Origin of the sequence: Micromonospora sp. NPDC007208 (assembly GCF_042869175.1) — a bacterium.
GTDB classification, from domain to species: Bacteria; Actinomycetota; Actinomycetes; order Mycobacteriales; family Micromonosporaceae; genus Micromonospora; species Micromonospora foliorum.
The window spans coordinates 223,509-239,827 of record NZ_JBIAFG010000007.1; the positions used below are offsets into that span (position 1 = coordinate 223,509).

The 16,319-nt window shown below is 71.8% G+C and carries 19 protein-coding genes; 5 read left to right on the forward strand and 14 right to left on the reverse strand.

Translation table 11 applies throughout. The annotated features are described in order from the left end of the window. Positions 1-55: 55 nt before the first annotated feature. On the reverse strand, positions 56-466 hold the full coding sequence (locus tag ACFYL6_RS17165) for a hypothetical protein (RefSeq protein ID WP_387172115.1): 411 nt from the start codon (positions 464-466) through the stop codon (positions 56-58). 290 nt (positions 467-756) lie between these two features. Here ACFYL6_RS17165 and ACFYL6_RS17170 point away from each other — a divergent pair, with 290 nt between their 5' ends. Then, positions 757-1,053, forward strand: coding sequence for a thiamine-binding protein (locus tag ACFYL6_RS17170; RefSeq protein WP_030336432.1), 297 nt, complete (start codon positions 757-759; stop codon positions 1,051-1,053). A gap of 189 nt (positions 1,054-1,242) precedes the next feature. Beyond that, entirely contained in the window at positions 1,243-2,685 is a 1,443-nt protein-coding gene (gene gndA / locus ACFYL6_RS17175) for an NADP-dependent phosphogluconate dehydrogenase (RefSeq protein WP_354948593.1), read from the forward strand. Between the two features lie 124 nt (positions 2,686-2,809). Here the strand turns inward: gndA and ACFYL6_RS17180 are convergent, their stop codons facing one another. The 5 genes from ACFYL6_RS17180 to recO all read right to left on the reverse strand — a co-directional run bounded on the left by ACFYL6_RS17180 (position 2,810) and on the right by recO (position 6,084). Continuing rightward, on the reverse strand, positions 2,810-3,574 hold the full coding sequence (locus ACFYL6_RS17180; RefSeq protein WP_387172118.1) for a pirin family protein: 765 nt from the start codon (positions 3,572-3,574) through the stop codon (positions 2,810-2,812). Further along, positions 3,568-3,795, reverse strand: a complete 228-nt coding sequence (locus ACFYL6_RS17185) for a thioredoxin reductase (RefSeq protein WP_091409742.1) — start codon at positions 3,793-3,795, stop codon at positions 3,568-3,570. Before ACFYL6_RS17185 ends, ACFYL6_RS17180 begins: the two co-directional genes overlap by 7 nt. A gap of 348 nt (positions 3,796-4,143) precedes the next feature. Next, positions 4,144-4,329: a hypothetical protein gene (locus tag ACFYL6_RS17190; protein ID WP_238660698.1), complete on the reverse strand. Its 186-nt coding sequence runs from the start codon at positions 4,327-4,329 to the stop codon at positions 4,144-4,146. Positions 4,330-4,400: 71 nt separating this feature from the next. Beyond that, the gene (locus ACFYL6_RS17195) at positions 4,401-5,213 is read right to left on the reverse strand and encodes an isoprenyl transferase (protein WP_387172120.1); all 813 of its coding nucleotides are present in this window, start codon (positions 5,211-5,213) and stop codon (positions 4,401-4,403) included. 4 nt (positions 5,214-5,217) lie between these two features. Continuing rightward, the gene (gene recO / locus ACFYL6_RS17200; protein ID WP_387172122.1) at positions 5,218-6,084 is read right to left on the reverse strand and encodes a DNA repair protein RecO; all 867 of its coding nucleotides are present in this window, start codon (positions 6,082-6,084) and stop codon (positions 5,218-5,220) included. A 102-nt stretch (positions 6,085-6,186) separates the two neighbouring features. Here recO and ACFYL6_RS17205 point away from each other — a divergent pair, with 102 nt between their 5' ends. Then, a complete protein-coding gene (locus tag ACFYL6_RS17205) occupies positions 6,187-6,993 on the forward strand; it encodes a DUF4097 domain-containing protein (RefSeq protein WP_387172124.1) in 807 nt (268 codons plus the stop codon). On the opposite strand, the gene ACFYL6_RS17210 is transcribed toward ACFYL6_RS17205, so the two are convergent. From ACFYL6_RS17210 to ACFYL6_RS17245, 8 genes are all read right to left on the reverse strand, one after another. After that, on the reverse strand, positions 6,980-8,113 hold the full coding sequence (locus ACFYL6_RS17210; protein WP_387172126.1) for an acyltransferase: 1,134 nt from the start codon (positions 8,111-8,113) through the stop codon (positions 6,980-6,982). The two genes, ACFYL6_RS17205 and ACFYL6_RS17210, sit on opposite strands and share 14 nt — an antisense overlap. A gap of 153 nt (positions 8,114-8,266) precedes the next feature. Beyond that, a complete protein-coding gene (gene era / locus ACFYL6_RS17215; protein ID WP_387172259.1) occupies positions 8,267-9,163 on the reverse strand; it encodes a GTPase Era in 897 nt (298 codons plus the stop codon). Positions 9,164-9,168: 5 nt separating this feature from the next. Beyond that, positions 9,169-9,555: a cytidine deaminase gene (locus ACFYL6_RS17220; RefSeq protein WP_387172128.1), complete on the reverse strand. Its 387-nt coding sequence runs from the start codon at positions 9,553-9,555 to the stop codon at positions 9,169-9,171. Next, a complete protein-coding gene (locus ACFYL6_RS17225; protein WP_387172261.1) occupies positions 9,548-10,972 on the reverse strand; it encodes a hemolysin family protein in 1,425 nt (474 codons plus the stop codon). Before ACFYL6_RS17225 ends, ACFYL6_RS17220 begins: the two co-directional genes overlap by 8 nt. After that, complete coding sequence (gene ybeY / locus ACFYL6_RS17230; RefSeq protein ID WP_030491788.1) at positions 10,948-11,421, reverse strand: rRNA maturation RNase YbeY; 474 nt, start codon at positions 11,419-11,421, stop codon at positions 10,948-10,950. Before ybeY ends, ACFYL6_RS17225 begins: the two co-directional genes overlap by 25 nt. 15 nt (positions 11,422-11,436) lie before the next feature. Continuing rightward, positions 11,437-12,495, reverse strand: coding sequence for a PhoH family protein (locus ACFYL6_RS17235; RefSeq protein ID WP_387172130.1), 1,059 nt, complete (start codon positions 12,493-12,495; stop codon positions 11,437-11,439). A 131-nt stretch (positions 12,496-12,626) separates the two neighbouring features. Then, positions 12,627-14,021: a serine hydrolase domain-containing protein gene (locus ACFYL6_RS17240; RefSeq protein ID WP_387172132.1), complete on the reverse strand. Its 1,395-nt coding sequence runs from the start codon at positions 14,019-14,021 to the stop codon at positions 12,627-12,629. Between the two features lie 76 nt (positions 14,022-14,097). Further along, positions 14,098-14,457, reverse strand: a complete 360-nt coding sequence (locus ACFYL6_RS17245; RefSeq protein ID WP_357361726.1) for a histidine triad nucleotide-binding protein — start codon at positions 14,455-14,457, stop codon at positions 14,098-14,100. A gap of 98 nt (positions 14,458-14,555) precedes the next feature. Here ACFYL6_RS17245 and ACFYL6_RS17250 point away from each other — a divergent pair, with 98 nt between their 5' ends. Both ACFYL6_RS17250 and ppk2 read left to right on the forward strand, forming a co-directional pair. Continuing rightward, positions 14,556-15,317: an SDR family NAD(P)-dependent oxidoreductase gene (locus tag ACFYL6_RS17250; RefSeq protein WP_387172134.1), complete on the forward strand. Its 762-nt coding sequence runs from the start codon at positions 14,556-14,558 to the stop codon at positions 15,315-15,317. 72 nt (positions 15,318-15,389) lie between these two features. Next, a complete protein-coding gene (ppk2, locus tag ACFYL6_RS17255) occupies positions 15,390-16,301 on the forward strand; it encodes a polyphosphate kinase 2 (protein ID WP_387172136.1) in 912 nt (303 codons plus the stop codon). The last annotated feature ends 18 nt before the right edge of the window (positions 16,302-16,319 follow it).

Below are 16,319 nucleotides of genomic sequence, written 5' to 3' on the forward strand. Positions count from 1 at the left end.
GGTTGGGGCGGGCTCGCGCGGTGCTGGGCTGGGTGGGGTGGGTGGGGTGGCTCGGTTAGCTGCGGCGGAAGGCGTAGCGGCGGGCCTGCCCGGCCTGTTGGCTGCGGCCGCCGGAGCGGTTGCCGCCGCCCTGCGGTGGCCCGGCCGTCGGCGCCTTCGGTCGGCCGGTCGGCTTCGGTAGATCGCCCATCGAAGGCGCGTCGACAACCGCTGGCACATCGACATCGTCCGGCAGCGCCACCTCGTCCGGGACGGCCGCAGGCAGCGCCGGTTTCACCAGTGCCGCAGGCAGCGCCGGCTCGGCCCGCAGCGCCGGCTCGACGAGCACCGCCGGCAGGGCTGGTTCGACCGTGAGGTCGAGGGTGGGGAGGGTGGGTGGGAGCGGACCGTGGTCGGCCGCCGGGTCGACGCCGAGCGGAGTCGTCCTCGGGGTACGGGTCTTCTTCGGGTTACGCCTGGCAGGCATCCGGGCCTCCTTCAATGCCGACCGGCACGGCCGGTCCCGCGCTGCGGCGGTCGGTCGGATCGGCTGGTGACCGCCGTTGCGCGACGGTCGAGTGGGGAAGGGACTGCTCACCGGGGTCAGCCAGGGCCTTCGCCGCCGAAACGGCGGGAGGGAGTGCGGGACGCCCGGGAGCGCACGGACCGCGACGCGGGACGGCGGGCCGGCTCGGAAGTGGGGCGTCAGTTACGCATGTTCGTAACCTAGCCACGGCCCGACCGACGCGCATCCGTTTTTACTGGCACGATCGGCACATGCTGATCGCGTTCTCGATCACCCCGCTCGGCGGTGACGACTCCGTGGGTGACCTGGTCGCCGAGGCGGTGCGGGTGGTCCGTGCGTCCGGCCTGCCCAACCGGACCGATGCCATGTTCACCACAGTCGAGGGCGAGTGGGACGAGGTGATGGCGGTGGTGAAGCGGGCGGTCGACGTGGTCGCCGCGCGGGCGCCCCGGGTGAGTGTGGTGCTCAAGGCGGACGTCCGGCCCGGGGTGACCGACGCGCTGACCGGGAAGATCGCCCGAATCGAAGCCCGTCTCGCCGAAGGCTGACGCGGGCGGCACGGGATGACGACAGGTTTCCCTGCGCCGGGCTCACCGACCACTGCCGAGGGTCCGAGCCGCCACCGGCAACCTCCACATCACGTGCAGTAACGGGACGTCGGTCACTGGTCCGTATCGGCTCACATCACGGTAAGTTTCCAAACGCTGATAGTGGTGTGACGAGAGGTGGCGGCACGAATGGCTGATCAGGCGAGGGCACAAATCGGTGTGACCGGACTGGCGGTGATGGGTCGCAATGTGGCCCGCAACCTGGCCCGCAACGGCTTCACGGTGGCAGTGCACAACCGCTCACCGGAGCGCACCCGCAGCCTGGTCGCCGAGCACGGCGACGAGGGCACGTTCGTGCCGGGCGAGACGATGGCCGATTTCGTGGCGTCACTGGAACGACCCCGCGCGGTCATCGTCATGGTCAAGGCCGGCGCGCCCACCGACGCGGTGATCGACGAGTTGGTGCCGCTGCTCGACGAGGGCGACATCATCGTCGACTGCGGCAACGCCCACTTCGCCGACACCCGTCGCCGCGAGGAGGCGCTGCGGGCGCAGGGGCTGCACTTCAGCGGCACCGGCGTCTCCGGCGGCGAGGAGGGCGCGCTGCGCGGGCCGAGCATCATGCCGGGCGGCTCCGCCGAGTCGTACGCGAAGCTCGGGCCGATGTTCGAGAAGATCGCCGCCCAGGTGGACGGCGTGCCGTGCTGCACGCACGTCGGGCCGGACGGCGCCGGGCACTTCGTCAAGATGGTGCACAACGGCATCGAGTACGCCGACATGCAGCTCATCGCCGAGGCGTACGACCTGCTCCGGGCCGGCCTGGACGCGACGCCGGCCGAGATCGCGGAGATCTTCCGGGAGTGGAACAACGGCGAGCTGGAGTCGTTCCTCATCGAGATCACCGCGGACGTGCTCGCGCACACCGACGCGGCGACCGGCCGGTCCTTCGTGGACATCGTGCAGGACCGGGCCGAGCAGAAGGGCACCGGTCGGTGGACCGTGCAGAGTGCCCTGGACCTGGGCATCCCGATCACCGGGATCGCCGAGGCGACCTTCGCCCGTTCGCTCTCCGGGCACGTCGACCAGCGCGAGGCGGCCCGCCGGGCGTTCCCGGACGCGGGTGAGAAGTGGCAGGTCACCGACCGGGAGACGTTCGTCGAGGACGTCCGCCGGGCGCTGCTCGCTTCCAAGATCGTCGCGTACGCGCAGGGCTTCGACCACATCCGCGCGGGCAGCCAGGAATACAACTGGGACATCGACCTGGGCGGCACCGCGACGATCTGGCGGGGCGGCTGCATCATCCGGGCCCGCTTCCTCAACCGGATCCGCGAGGCGTACGACGAGCAGCCCGACCTGCCGACGCTGCTGGTGGCGCCGTACTTCGCCGAGGCGGTCAGCGCTGGCGTGCCGAGCTGGCGTCGGGTGGTGGCCGACGCGACCCGGGCCGGGGTGCCGACGCCCGCGTTCTCGTCGTCGCTGGCGTACTTCGACGCGTTGCGCGCGGAGCGGCTGCCGGCCGCGCTGATCCAGGGTCTGCGGGACAACTTCGGCGCGCACACCTACCAGCGGGTGGACCGCGAGGGCTCGTTCCACACCACCTGGGCCGCCGACCGCACCGAGTCCCCGGCGTAGCCGGGGCGGCGCCCTGCGCGCCGCCGTGATCGTGCTCGATCCTTGATGTAGTGGTCTCCCCGGGCGGGGAGACCACTACATCCATGTTCGGGCGAGATCATGGGGAAGGCCGCGCGGGTGGCGGTCAGGCGACCGTGGCGTGCATCTCCCAGACGAGGATCTCGGCCGGTTCGTCGGCGGTGACCCGCCGGCCGCCGGTCATGGTGAGCCGGGCGGCGTCGCCGCTGCCGAGCGGGCCGCTGCCCTCCAGGGTCACCGTGCCGTCGGGCACGTAGACGTGCACGTAGGGCGCGTCGGGAATGGTGACCTCGTCGCCGGGGGCGAGACGGGCGGCGTGCAGGGTCGCGTACCGGTTGCGGATCCGGATCGCGGACGCGCCGTCGTAGCGGTCCATCCCGGAGGCGATCGGCACCAGGCCCCCTCGGAGCAGCTCGTCTTCGATCTCCAGCTGCTCGTAACCGGGGTCGACGCCCTGCTCGTCGGGGAGCACCCACATCTGCACGAAGTGCACCGGGTCGCTGTGCGGCTCCTGGTTGTTGAGCCGCCAGGCGTCGTTCTTCTCCGAGTGCAGGATGCCGGTGCCGGCGCTCATCCGCTGGGCCAGACCGGGGTAGATCACCCCGGAGTGCCCGGTGGAGTCCTGGTGCACCAGGGAACCGCGCAGCACCCAGGTCACGATCTCCATGTCCTGGTGCGGGTGGGTCTCGAAGCCGGCCCCCGGTCGGACCACGTCGTCGTTGTTGACCAGCAGCAGGCCGTGGTGGGTGTTGGCCGGGTCGTAGTGCCGGGAGAACGAGAAGGAGTGCTTGGAGTCCAGCCAGGAGATCCGGGTGGCGAAGCGGTCATCGGCACGACGGATGTCGACCGCGGGCGCGGGAGCGGTCACCATGCACGCTGCCCGGCGTCGGGGGTGGATGGCGCCCAGGTCAGGGCCGGCTCACCGGTGGCCAGTTCGGCGATCTCACCGGTCCGCAGCTGCGGTGTGTGGCCGAACTCGGCGCAGTGCTGCTCGGCGATCTCGGCACAGATCTCGGCCACCTGCTCGCAGATCGGGTCGCCCAGATCGGCGGCGTTCAACGCCATGATCATCTTGAATCGGAGATCCCGCATTTCCTCCCCAACCGCCGTCGTCCCACCACCTCCGGACCCTACCCGCCCCCCTTCCGCAGGACCCCGAAACGACAGCACCCACCCCACCTCGACACCACCCGCGCCAACCCCAACCGCACACCCCACGCCTGCGCTCCCCACCCCGGCCGCGCCCCACCCCGCCCGCCCCACCCCGCCCCGCGATCTTGCACTTTCTGTCCTCGCATCACCGGCATACCGGGATGAATCAACGACAGAAACCGCAAGATCGGCGGGGGCGGGGGCGGGGGCGGGGCGGGGCGGGGGTGGGGATGCGACGGCGCCGCCCGCACGGAGGTGCGGGCGGCGCCGGGGAGAGCTGGGGGTTGGTCAGAAGAAGCGGCGGCGCTTGGCCTTCTGCGGACGCATCAGGTCCGCACCCTTGGTCAGCAACCGGGTCGCCCCGGAGGGACCACGCCGGGCCTCCAGGGTGTGGCTGAGCCGACGGGCGCCGGCCGCGGCCAGCGGCACAGCGATCGCCATCACCGCCCACTGGGCAATGCGCTTCTGGATCATGTGGGTTCACCTCCGTCAGTGGCTTCTGACGTCTCTGATACCCAGAGTGACGTGCGGGTAAGCGCGTCGGCTCAGATAACCGGGGCGACCGGGTTGGGCAGTGCGCCACCGAAGCGGCGGTCCCGCTGGGCGTACAGCTCGCACGCGTACCAGAGGTGGCGGCGGTCGAAGTCGGGCCAGAGCGTGTCCAGGAAGACCAACTCGGCGTACGCGGTCTGCCAGAGCAGGAAGTTGGAGATCCGCTCCTCCCCGGAGGGACGCAGGAACAGGTCCACCTCCGGGATCTCCGGGTGGTAGAGGTACTTCGCCACGGTCTTCTCGGTGACCTTCGCCGGGTCCAGCCGGCCGGCCGCCACGTCCCGTGCGATGGCGGCGGCGGCGTCACCGATCTCGGCCTGCCCGCCGTAGTTGACGCAGAACTGCAGGGTCAGCGTCGAGTTGTCGCGGGACATCTCCTCGGCGGTCTGCAACTCGGAGATGACGCTCTTCCACAGCCGACCGGGCCGGCCCGACCACACCACCCGTACGCCGAGGTCGACCAGCTGGTCACGGCGGCGACGGATCACGTCCCGGTTGAACCCCATCAGGAACCGGACCTCGTCGGGCGAGCGCCGCCAGTTCTCGGTGGAGAACGCGTACGCCGACAGGTACGGGATGCCCATCTCGATGGCGCCCTCGATGGTGTCGAAGAGGCTGTGCTCCCCCGCCTCGTGCCCCTTGGTGCGGGGCAGCCCGCGGTCCTTGGCCCAGCGGCCGTTGCCGTCCATCACCACCGCCACGTGCCTCGGCACCGCGTCGGTGGGCAGCGCCGGCGGTCGGGCCCCGGACGGGTGTGGCACCGGCGGCGTCGGCTCGCGCCGGCCGGCCTTCTTCGATCGGATCACTCGGTCACTCCCTGTTCGCGCCGTCCGCCCCGGCCTCGACGTCGCCACGTGGCCGGAGCACCACGGCCCCGGTGCCTTCCGGCGGCGAGGCCGCGCCGGCCGCCGAGGAACCCCGGTCGACCAGCGGCAGCGAGCGTAGCGCGCGCTCCAGGTGCCACTGCAGGTGAGCCGCGACCAGCCCACTGCACTCCCGACGTACGGCGGCGTCGGTGGCGTCGGCGACCACCCAGTCGCCGGTGGTCAGCGCGGACATCAGATCGATGGTGGCCGGCGCGGGATGCGCCGCCCCGGGTGGCCGACAATCCGGGCAGACCGCGCCGCCGGCCGGCACCGAGAACGCCCGGTGCCGCCCGGGCGTGCCGCAGACCGCGCAGGCGACCAGCGCCGGCGCCCAGCCGGCCAGGGACATCCCGCGCAGCAGGTACGCGTCGAGCACCAGGGTGGTGGCGTGCTCACCCCGGGACAGCGCCTTCAGCGCGCCGATGGTGAGCTGGAACAGCCGCAGCGACGGCTCCCGTTCCACCGGGGTCAGCCGCTCGGCGGTCTCGGCGATCGCGCTGGCCGCCGTGTAGCGCGGATAGTCGCCCAGGAACCGTTTGCCGTACAGGTCGATGCCCTCGACCTGGCTGACGGTGTGCAGTGAGCTGCCGTGGTTGCCCTTCGGGTCACCGGCGAGCTGGAGGTCGACGTGCCCGAACGGCTCCAGTCGGGCACCGAACTTGCTGGTGGTGCGGCGGATCCCTCGCGCCACCGCGCGCAGCCGGCCGTGCCGGCGGGTGAGCAGGGTGATGATCCGGTCGGACTCGCCGAGCTTCTGCACACGCAGGACCACCGCGTCGTCGCGGTAGAGCTGTCGGCGATACCCGGCCATCGGGCCATTCTCCCTCGGGGTGTGAAATCAGGGTTGGTTCGGGGTGCAAGCGCGGATGAACCCCGATGCGGCCGACTCGCGCTCGGTCGTAGCGTGCTGGTCATGGCACTGCAGCTGACCACCACCCCGCGCCGTCGTCGCGTCGTCGCTCCCGTCGCGCTCGGGCTCGCCACCACCCTCATCGTGCTCGCCGGGTGCGACAACCTGGCCATGCGCCGGCTCGACTACGACGACACCGAGGCGGTGAAGATCACCACCATCCGGGTGTTGCCGGGCTCCGGTGACGTGATCGTCCGCGGCAGTGGTACGGCCGCCGAGGCGCGGATCAAGCGGGTGGTGCGTTACCAGGGCGGCGAGCCAAAGGCCCGGTACGAGATCAAGGGCAGCGAGTTGGTGCTGGACACCGACTGTGGTGACCGGTGCAGCGTCTCCTACGAGGTGGCCGTGCCGGAGGGCGTGACCCTTCAGGGCGAGTCCGGTTCCGGCGACGTCGAGCTGAGCCGCGTCGGCGCGGTGGAGCTGCGGCTGGGTTCCGGCGACGTTCGGATCACCGGCGCCTCCGGTGCGGTCGGGGTGGAGACCGGCTCCGGAAACATCGAGGTGAGCGAGGCCAACGGGGCGATCCGCCTGCGCACGGGCTCCGGGGACATCACGGCGCGCCGCCTCGGTGGCGCGTCGGACGCCGAAGCCGGTTCCGGTGACGTCACCGTCGAGCTGGACAAGCCCGCCTCGGCCCGGGCGCACGCCTCCAGCGGCGACGTCACGATGCTCGTACCGGCGGGCAGGTACCAGGTGCGCTCCAGCACCGGTTCCGGCGACGCACGGATCACCGTCGCGCACGACCCCGCCGCGACCGACGTGCTCGACGGTTCGGCCGGCAGCGGCGACGTCACGATCAGCCAGCGCTGACGTCGCTTCGTGCCACCGCGGCCCGCTGCGGTGGCACCACCCGCCCGAGCGCCCCGATCGGCTCCCCGTCGGGATGGCCGCGCCGCTCGGTGTCGGGCCGGTCGGCCGGCTCGGCGGCCCGGACCGGGCCGCCGGGGACCAGCTCCGGACGGCGGCGGGCGGCGACGTCCTCGACCCAGCCGACGGCCAGGGCGACCAGCCCGACCAGGGCGAAGACCAGCAGCACCCGGATGGCCAGGCCCACCGGGTCCTGGTGGGACCAGCCCACCACGTCGACCAGCGGAGTGAGCGCCACCACGAACGGCATGTGCCAGAGGTAGACGGTGAGCGCCCGCCGGTTGAGCACTGTCACCGCCCGGTCGACCAGTCGGCTCCGGCTCAGCCAGGCCACCCCGGCCGGTGCCCGGCCCAGCACGACCAGGATGAACGCGGCCGACCAGAGGGCGTTGCCCAGCGGGTTGTCGTTCAGGTCGTACCCGCGCGGGCCGGGATGCCCGACGATCCAGGCGCCGCCGCCCACGGCGAGGGCGAGCGCCACCGGGTACAGCAGCCGCCCGGGAAGTCGGCGCAACATCCCGGCGTGGTGGGCGAAGCCGAGCAGCCAGGCGCCGAAGTAGAGCCCGAACTCGCGCAGCACCGGCGGCGCCGGGTAGATCCCCACCTCGATCGTCACCAGCAGGAGGTACGGGGCGAGCAGGGTCAGCAACGGGGCACGCCGGAACAGCCAGTACGCGACCGGCGAGGCGAGCACGAACCAGAGGTAGTCGCGCAGGTACCAGATGACGCTCAGCGCCAGCGCGCCCCAGTGGTTGGCCGGCGGGTCGGCGATCGGGAACAGCCACAGCAGCACCCGAGGGCTCACCGTCAACCCGGTGAACAGCATGGCCGGTACGAAGACCACCGCGAGCACCCACAGCGACGGCAGCAGCCGACGTAGCCGACGCCCGACCGCCGCCGGTCCGGAGCGGGTCAGCGACGCGGCCATCAGCGAGCCCGCCAGCGCGAACATCACCGACATGGCGGGGAAGACGAGGGTGAGGGTCGCCCATCCGGTGACGTGGTACACCACCACTCGAACGATGGCCAGGGAACGGAGGAGGTCAAGGTACCTGTTGCGCATCAGCCTGCATCTGGGTCGGGGACGCCGGGCACAACATCCCTACCCTGCGTGCCGTCCGCACCAAACGACGGCGACCCCAACCGAACGTGAACATCCTCCGCTGCCCGACCGAGGGCGATCGTGCCGCCGGTCGGGCGCCGCCGACGAGGTGGGTCAGAAGCCCAGCTTGCGCAGTTGCCTCGGGTCGCGCTGCCAATCCTTCGCGACCCGCACGTGCAGGTCGAGGTAGACCCGGCTGCCGAGCAACTCCTCGATCTGCTTGCGGGCCTGGGTGCCGACCTCCTTGAGCCGACTCGCCTTGTGCCCGAGCACGATGGCCTTCTGGCTGGGCCGCTCCACGTACAGGTCGGCGTAGATCTTCATGACCTGACCCTCGGGGATCATCTCCTCCACCACCACGGCGATGGAGTGCGGCAGCTCGTCGCGGACCCCCTCCAGGGCGGCCTCCCGGATCAGCTCGGCGACCAGCACCTGCTCGGGATCGTCGGTGAGCATGTCGTCCGGGTAGAGCTGCGGCGACGGCGGCAGGTACTTGGTCATCACGTCGACGAGAGTGTCCACCTGGTGCCCGGACACCGCGCTCACCGGCACGATCTCGGCGAACTCCCCCATCTTGCTGACCGCGAGCAGCTGCTCCGCGAGGCGACGCTTGTCCACCAGGTCGGTCTTGGTGACCACCGCCAGCACGGTCGCCTTCAACTCGGCCAGCTCGCCGGTGATGAACCGGTCACCGCGCCCGACCGGCTCGTCCGCCGGGATGCACAGGCCGATCACGTCGACCTCGGTCCAGGTGGACCGGACCAGGTCGTTGAGACGTTCGCCGAGCAGCGTACGGGGGCGGTGCAGGCCCGGTGTGTCGACGAGGACCAGCTGTGACTCCGGTCGGTGCAGCACCGCCCGGATGACGTGCCGGGTGGTCTGCGGCTTGTTCGAGGTGATGGCGATCTTCGTGCCGACGATGGCGTTCGTCAGCGTCGACTTGCCGGCGTTGGGACGGCCGACGAAGCAGCCGAACCCGGCCCGGTACGGTCGCGCCTCCGGATCCTGCACGGGGCTCACTGGGTCACCGTGCCGAGGACCGTGCCGTCCGGAGCGGCCACGTGGACCGGTGCGTCCGCCGCGAGGTCTCGTACCGCCGCGTGCCCGGCGCCGTCCAGCGTCGACGCCTCGGTCACCACCGCCGCGGCCTCCAACCGACTCGCCCCGGCCGCCACGGCCGAGGCGACAGCCAACTGCAACGCGGTGAGCGTCAGCGACGGCAGCGCGACACTTGCCGCCGCGTACGTCCGGCCGTCCTGGTCGCGGACGGCGGCGCCCTCCACGGCGCCGACCCGCGCGCGGGCTCCCCGGGCCAGGACGACGAGCTTGCCGTCCTCGGCGCTCAGCGTGCCCGACGCGGTGGGGGTGGGCCGGGCGGCAGGCGCGGCGGGTGTGTCAGGCATCGGCGGGTTGCCTCTCGTCGTCTCGGTAGTTGTCCGTGTCGTCCCCGGGGCCGGCGTGCTCGCCGCGCCCCGCGCTGTCCTGCTCATGGCCCGGCTCCACCCGGCTGACCAGGACGGTGTCGATCCGGTTGCGCCGGCCGGTGGTGCCCTCGGCGACCAGGCGGAGACCGGCGACCTCGGCCTCGGCACCCGGGATCGGCACACGCCCCAGCGACTGGGCGAGCAGGCCGCCGACCGTCTCCACCTCGTCGGTGGGCAGGTCGGTGTCGAACATCTCGCCGAGATTCTCCACCGGCAGGCGAGCGGTCACCCGCACCGAGGAGTCCGCCAGACGTTCGACCGGCGGGCGCTCGACATCGTACTCGTCGGTGATCTCACCGACGATCTCCTCCAGGATGTCCTCGATGGTGACCAGACCGCCGGTGCCGCCGTACTCGTCGACCACGATGACCAGGTGGTTGCGGGCCGCCTGCATCTCGGACAGCAGGTCGTCGACCGGCTTGGACTCGGGTACGAAGGTCGCCGGGCGCATCAGCTCGGCCACCGGCAACTGCTCGGCCATCGGGTCCCCGCCACGGGAGCGCCGGATGAGGTCCTTGAGGTAGAGCACCCCCAGCACGTCGTCGACGCTCTCACCGATCACCGGAATGCGGGAGAAACCGGACCGCAGGAAGAGCGCCAGCGCCTGCGCGAGCGTCTTGCCCTCCTCGATCCACACCATCTCCGTACGCGGCACCATCACCTCACGGGCGATGGTGTCGCCGAGCGCGAAGACGGAGTGGATCATCTGGCGCTCGCCGTGCTCGACCACGCCACGCTGCTCGGCCAGGTCGACCAGCTCCCGCAGCTCCACCTGGGTGGCGAACGGGCCCTCCCGGAAGCCGCGCCCCGGGGTGACCGCGTTGCCGATCAGGATCAGCAGCGACGCGAGCGGGTTGAGCGCCCGGCCCAGCCAGCGGACCAGCGGCGCCACCGCACGACCCACGGCGTAGGCGTGCTGCCGGCCGATGGTGCGTGGGGCCACGCCCACCACCACGAAGCTGACCACTGTCATCGCGCCGGCGGTGACCAGCGCGGCCCGCCAGCCCGCACCGAAGCTGTCCACCGCCACGAGCGCCACCAGCGTGGTGGCGGTCAACTCGGCGAGCAGCCGCAACAGCAGGAGCAGGTTGAGGTGCCGGACGACGTCGCCGGCGACGACCTGGAGGGTGCGGGCACCGCGCACGCCGTCGCGGGCCAGCTCGGCGGCTCGGGCCGGTGAGACCGCCGCGAGGGCCGCCTCGGTCATCGCGATCAGGCCGGCCAACACCACCAGGCCGGCCGCGAAGACGATCAGCTGGAAGTCGGGAAGGCCGGCGGTGGCGCCGGCCGCCAGTAACGGAGGAGTGGACATCACTGGGTGCGGGTCGACCGCCAGCTCGCCAGCAGCCGAGCCTGGAGTGCGAACATCTCCCGCTCCTCCTCCGGCTCGGCGTGGTCGTAGCCGAGCAGGTGCAGCACCCCGTGCACGGTGAGCAGGTGCAGCTCGTCGGCCGGTGCGTGCCCGGCGGTCGCCGCCTGTTTGGCCGCCACCTCCGGGCAGAGCACGATGTCGCCGAGCAGGGCGGGCTCGCCGCCGGCCGGTGCGGACTCACCCGGGCCGTGGTCGACGCTGCCCTCGTCCATGGGGAAGGCGAGCACGTCGGTCGGGCCGTCGCCACCCATCCAGCGGTGGTTCAGCTCGGTCATGTAGTCGATGTCGACCAGCAGCACGGACAGCTCGGCGAGGGGGTTGACCCCCATCTCGTCGAGGGCGTGCCGGGCGACGGCGAGCACGGCGTCGGTGTCGACGTCGACACCGGACTCGTTGGCGATCTCGATGGACAACTGCTTTCCTCTGCTTTAGCGGCGGCGGGTGGCCCGGCCGCCCTGGGCGGGTCGCCCAGGAACGGCGTGAACGCCCTGCGCCTGCTGGTTCTCCCGCTCGGCGTCCCAGCGGGCGTACGCGTCGACGATCTCCCCGACCAGCTGGTGGCGGACCACGTCGGAGCTGGACAACTGGGAGAAGTGCACGTCATCGACGTTTTCCAGGATCTCCCGAACCACCCGCAGGCCGCTGCTCGTCCCGCCGGGAAGGTCCACCTGGGTGATGTCACCGGTCACGACGATCTTGGAGTTGAAGCCGAGTCGGGTGAGGAACATCTTCATCTGCTCGGGCGTCGTGTTCTGCGCCTCGTCCAGGATGATGAACGCGTCGTTGAGCGTCCGACCCCGCATGTAGGCGAGGGGGGCGACCTCGATCGTGCCGGCGGCCATCAGCTTCGGGATGGTCTCCGGGTCGAGCATGTCGTGCAGCGCGTCGTAGAGCGGGCGCAGGTACGGGTCGATCTTCTCGTTGAGCGTGCCGGGCAGGAAGCCCAGTCGCTCCCCCGCCTCGACCGCCGGCCGGGTGAGGATGATCCGGTTGACCTGCTTGGCCTGCAACGCCTGGACGGCCTTCGCCATCGCCAGGTAGGTCTTTCCGGTGCCGGCCGGGCCGATGCCGAAGACGATGGTGTGGGTGTCGATCGCGTCGACGTACTTCTTCTGCCCGAGAGTCTTGGGGCGGATGGTGCGCCCGCGCCGGGAGAGGATGTTGAGGGTCAGGACCTCGGCGGGCCGCTCGGCGCTGCCCTGCTCGAGCATGCCGACGGTACGCCGGACGGCGTCACTGGTCAGGGTCTCGCCTTTCTCGATGAGTTCGAGGAGCTCGCTGAAGACCCGCTCGGCGAGAGCGTTGTCCGCGGGGTCACCGGTGATGGTGATCTCGTTGCCGCGGACGTGCACGTCACTGGAGACCGAGCGTTCGACGAGTCTGAGGATCTCGTCGCCTGCGCCGAGCAGATTGACCATGATCTTCGGGTCGGGCACGGTGATCCTGGTCTGCACCCGGGGCGGGCCGGGAGGTGGGGTGCCGGTCATAGGTTGGGCCGAAGGGCCCTGCGCCACCTGCTCTCGATCTCGGCGCCGGCCTGCTGGCCTGGCGTGCGGACGTTACACCCATCGTATCGGTTCAACGCGGGCCGCATCGCGCCCATTTCCGCTGGCCGCGATCAACTCCCGGACCGGAAGTCGTACCGGTCGAAGGTCTCCTGATGGCGGGTGAACCGGTACGTCGCCCAGTGCATCCGGACCACCGCGCCGGCCTCGTCCCGGGTCAGCCGCAGCAGCTCACCGGCCTCCCGACCGGAGACCACCCGGAACACGTCCGGCTGGTCTGCCAGCGGGGTGAAGATCGCCGGCGGACGTCCGGCCGGGTCACCGACCCCGCGCGCCCGCAGGGTGCCGTCGTGCCAGGAGAAGACGTACTCGGAGCCCTCGCCCCACCAGCGGCCGAGCGCACCCCGCAGGGCCGCCGGCGCGGGCGCGCCGGGCCGCCAGGGCTCGATCTCGGCCGGGTCGTGCTCGACCGCCGCGGCGAGCAGCCGGTGCGACAGGTCGAACAGTTCGGTCGCCGTACCGGACGAGCCGAGCACCGCGGCGCCCATCGCGCCGGCCGTGCCGTCGCCGCCCCGTCGGCCGTACACCCCGGCCAGGAACCCGGGCATCGCTCCGTCGTGCCCCACGTGCATCACCCGTTCCCCCTGCGGGATCAGGATCAGCCCGAGCCCGAAGCCCGCCGCCCAGAGCGTCTCGTCGGTGGTGGTCAGCGGCCACCGCATCTCGTCCAGGGTGGCCGGGGCGAGGACCGCGCCGGCCGGGTCCAGCGCCGCCGGGTCGGCCAGGAACGCCGCCCAGCGGGCCATGTCGGTCGCGGTGCTCCAGAGCTGGGCGGCCGGGCCGACCGCGCCGAAGTCGGTCGGTGGTTCCGGGTGCGCCTCGTCGGAGTACGCGTCGACCAGGAACCCGGTGGCCGCCGTCGGCCGTGGGGTCACCGTGGTGTCGGTCAGCCCCAGCGGCGTCAGGATCCGCTCGGTGAGCGCCTGCGCCCAGTTGCCGCCCCGGAGCCGGGCGACGAGTTGGCCGAGTACGGCCAGGCCCAGGTTGGAGTAGTGGAACCGCCGGCCGGTCGGCAGCACCCGCTCGGCCCGGTCCAGCTCGGCGACCAGTTGGTCGGCGTCCGGTGCGCGCAGGCTGTCCCACACATCGCCGAACGGCTCACGTTGCAGGCCGGCGGTGTGTGACAGCAACCGACGCACGGTCAGCTCGCCGTGCGCCGGGAGGTCCAGGTGCCGGCCCACCGGGTCGTCCAGGTCCAGCAGCCCGTCGTCGCGGCACTGGAGGACCAGCACCGCGGTGAACGTCTTGGTGACCGAGCCGATCCGGAACTGGGTGCCCGGCCCCAGCGGGCTGTCGGTGCCGGTCTCGCCGACGGTGCAGCTCCAGAGCGGTCGGTCGGCCCGGTGCAGCGCCGCCGACACCGCCGGCACCCGCGCCTCGGCCTGCACCCGCCGCACCAACCGGTCCAGGTGCTCGTTGCCGCGACCGTCGGGATCGCGCTCGCTCACGCCGCCGCTCCGCTTCGCTGCGCGCCGGCGCGAGGCGCCGCGCTACTGAGCCTGCTGGTTCGCTCGCTGCGCTCGCTCACGCCAGGTCCCGGGCGAGCATCGGGCCGAGCGGCGCACCACCGAGCAGGTGCGCGTGCACGTGGAACACCTCCTGCCCGCCGTACGCGCCGGTGTTGAACATCAGCCGGAAACCGTCGCCGAGCAGGCCCTCGTCCTCGGCCACGGCGGCGGACGTCGCCAGCACGTCGGCGGCCAGCGCCGGGTCACCCTGGGCCAGCGTGGCGATGTCGGCGTAGTGCTCCTTGGGGATGACCAGGACGTGCACCGGCGCCTTCGGGTCGATGTCGCGGAAGGCGAGGGTGGTGTCGGTCTCCCGGACCACGGTGGCCGGGATCTCCCCGGCGACGATGCGGCAGAACAGGCAGTCGGATCCCATCGGGGCAGTGTAAGGACTAACGGGTCGGGGGCGCTCCGGCGCAGCATGCGCCGCCGGCCCGTTCGCGGGGAAGGTACGCCTGAGGCAGGATGGCCGGCATGACGGATCGGGCGGTACTCGTGACCGGGGCCTCGCGCGGGATCGGCCGCGCGGTGGCGATGGCGTTCGCGGCCAGCGGCGACCGGGTGGCGATCCACCACCGGGACTCCGCCGACGCGGCCGAGCAGCTACGCGCGCAGCTCCCCGGCGACGGGCACGTGGTGGTCCGCGCCGACCTCACCGATCCGGACGCGGTCCGGGTCATGGTCGACCGGGCCGCCGAGCTGCTCGGCGGGCTGGACGTGCTGGTCAACAACGCCGGGACGTACGGCGACCGCGACGACCCGCACCCGATCTTCGGCGCCTCGTACGAGGAGTGGCAGAAGCGCTGGCGGCAGGTGCTGGAGACCAACCTGACCGGCGCGGGCAACGTCACCTGGTGCGCCGCCCAGCACATGCGCGAACGCGGCGGGCGGATCGTCAACGTCTCGTCCCGTGGCGCGTTCCGCGGCGAGCCGGAGCAGCCGGCGTACGGCGCCAGCAAGGCGGGGCTGAACGCGCTGGGCCAGTCCCTCGCCGTGGCGCTCGCGCCGTACGGCATCACGATCGCCACCGTCGCGCCGGGCTTCGTGGCGACCGACATGACCACCGAGCACCTGCGCGGCGAGCGGGGCGCGGCCATCCGGGCGCAGAGCCCGTTCGATCGGGTGGGCCGACCGGAGGAGATCGCCGCCGCCGTGCACTGGTTGGCCTCGCCGCAGGCGGAGTGGGCCTCCGGCACCATCGTCGACCTCAACGGCGCCTCCTACCTGCGCAGCTGAGGTCGACGCCGCCGGCAGATCACCCGGCCGGGGAGGTGGTTGGCGGTTCGCGGGCGGGTAAGTCCCACCGACATGGCCGACTCCGCGCTGCTGGACCTCACCGCCGACTACCGGGTGGCCGACGGCCACGACGACGACCCTGTCCTGCTCCGCCCCGACGGCACCCCCGTCGAGACCTGGCGCGAGGACTACCCGTACGACGAGCGGCTGGACCGCGACGAGTACGACCGCGACAAGCGGCTGCTCCAGATCGAGCTGCTGAAACTCCAGGACTGGATCAAGGAGTCCGGCGAGCGTCTGGTGATCCTCTTCGAGGGCCGGGACGCGGCCGGCAAGGGCGGCACCATCAAACGCTTCATGGAGCACCTCAACCCGCGGGGCGCGTCGGTGGTGGCGCTCGCCAAGCCGGACGAGCGGGAAGCCGCCCAGTGGTACTTCCAACGGTGGCTGGCGCACCTGCCGGCGGCCGGTGAGATCGTGCTGTTCGACCGTTCCTGGTACAACCGGGCCGGCGTGGAGCGGGTGATGGGCTTCTGTAGCCGCAAGGAGTACCTGGAGTTCCTGCGGCAGGCCCCGGAGCTGGAACGGATGCTGGTGCGTTCGGGCATCCGGCTGGTCAAGTTCTGGTTCTCCGTCTCCCAGAACGAGCAACGCACCCGGTTCGCGATCCGCCAGGTCGACCCGGTCCGACAGTGGAAGCTGTCCCCGATGGACATCGCCTCGCTCGACCGGTGGGACGAGTACACCGAGGCCAAGGAGGCGATGTTCTTCTGGACCGACACGGCCGACGCGCCGTGGACGGTGGTGAAGAGCAACGACAAGAAGCGGGCCCGCCTCGAGGCGATTCGGCACGTGCTGCACCGCTTCGACTACACCGGCAAGGACCCCGAGGTGGTCGGCACGCCGGACCCGCAGATCATCGGGCCGGCCGGGCTGGACCTGGGGCCGGAGGAAGAGGTGGTGCCGGTCTTTCCCCGCCCCTGATCGAGCCCGAAGCCCCAG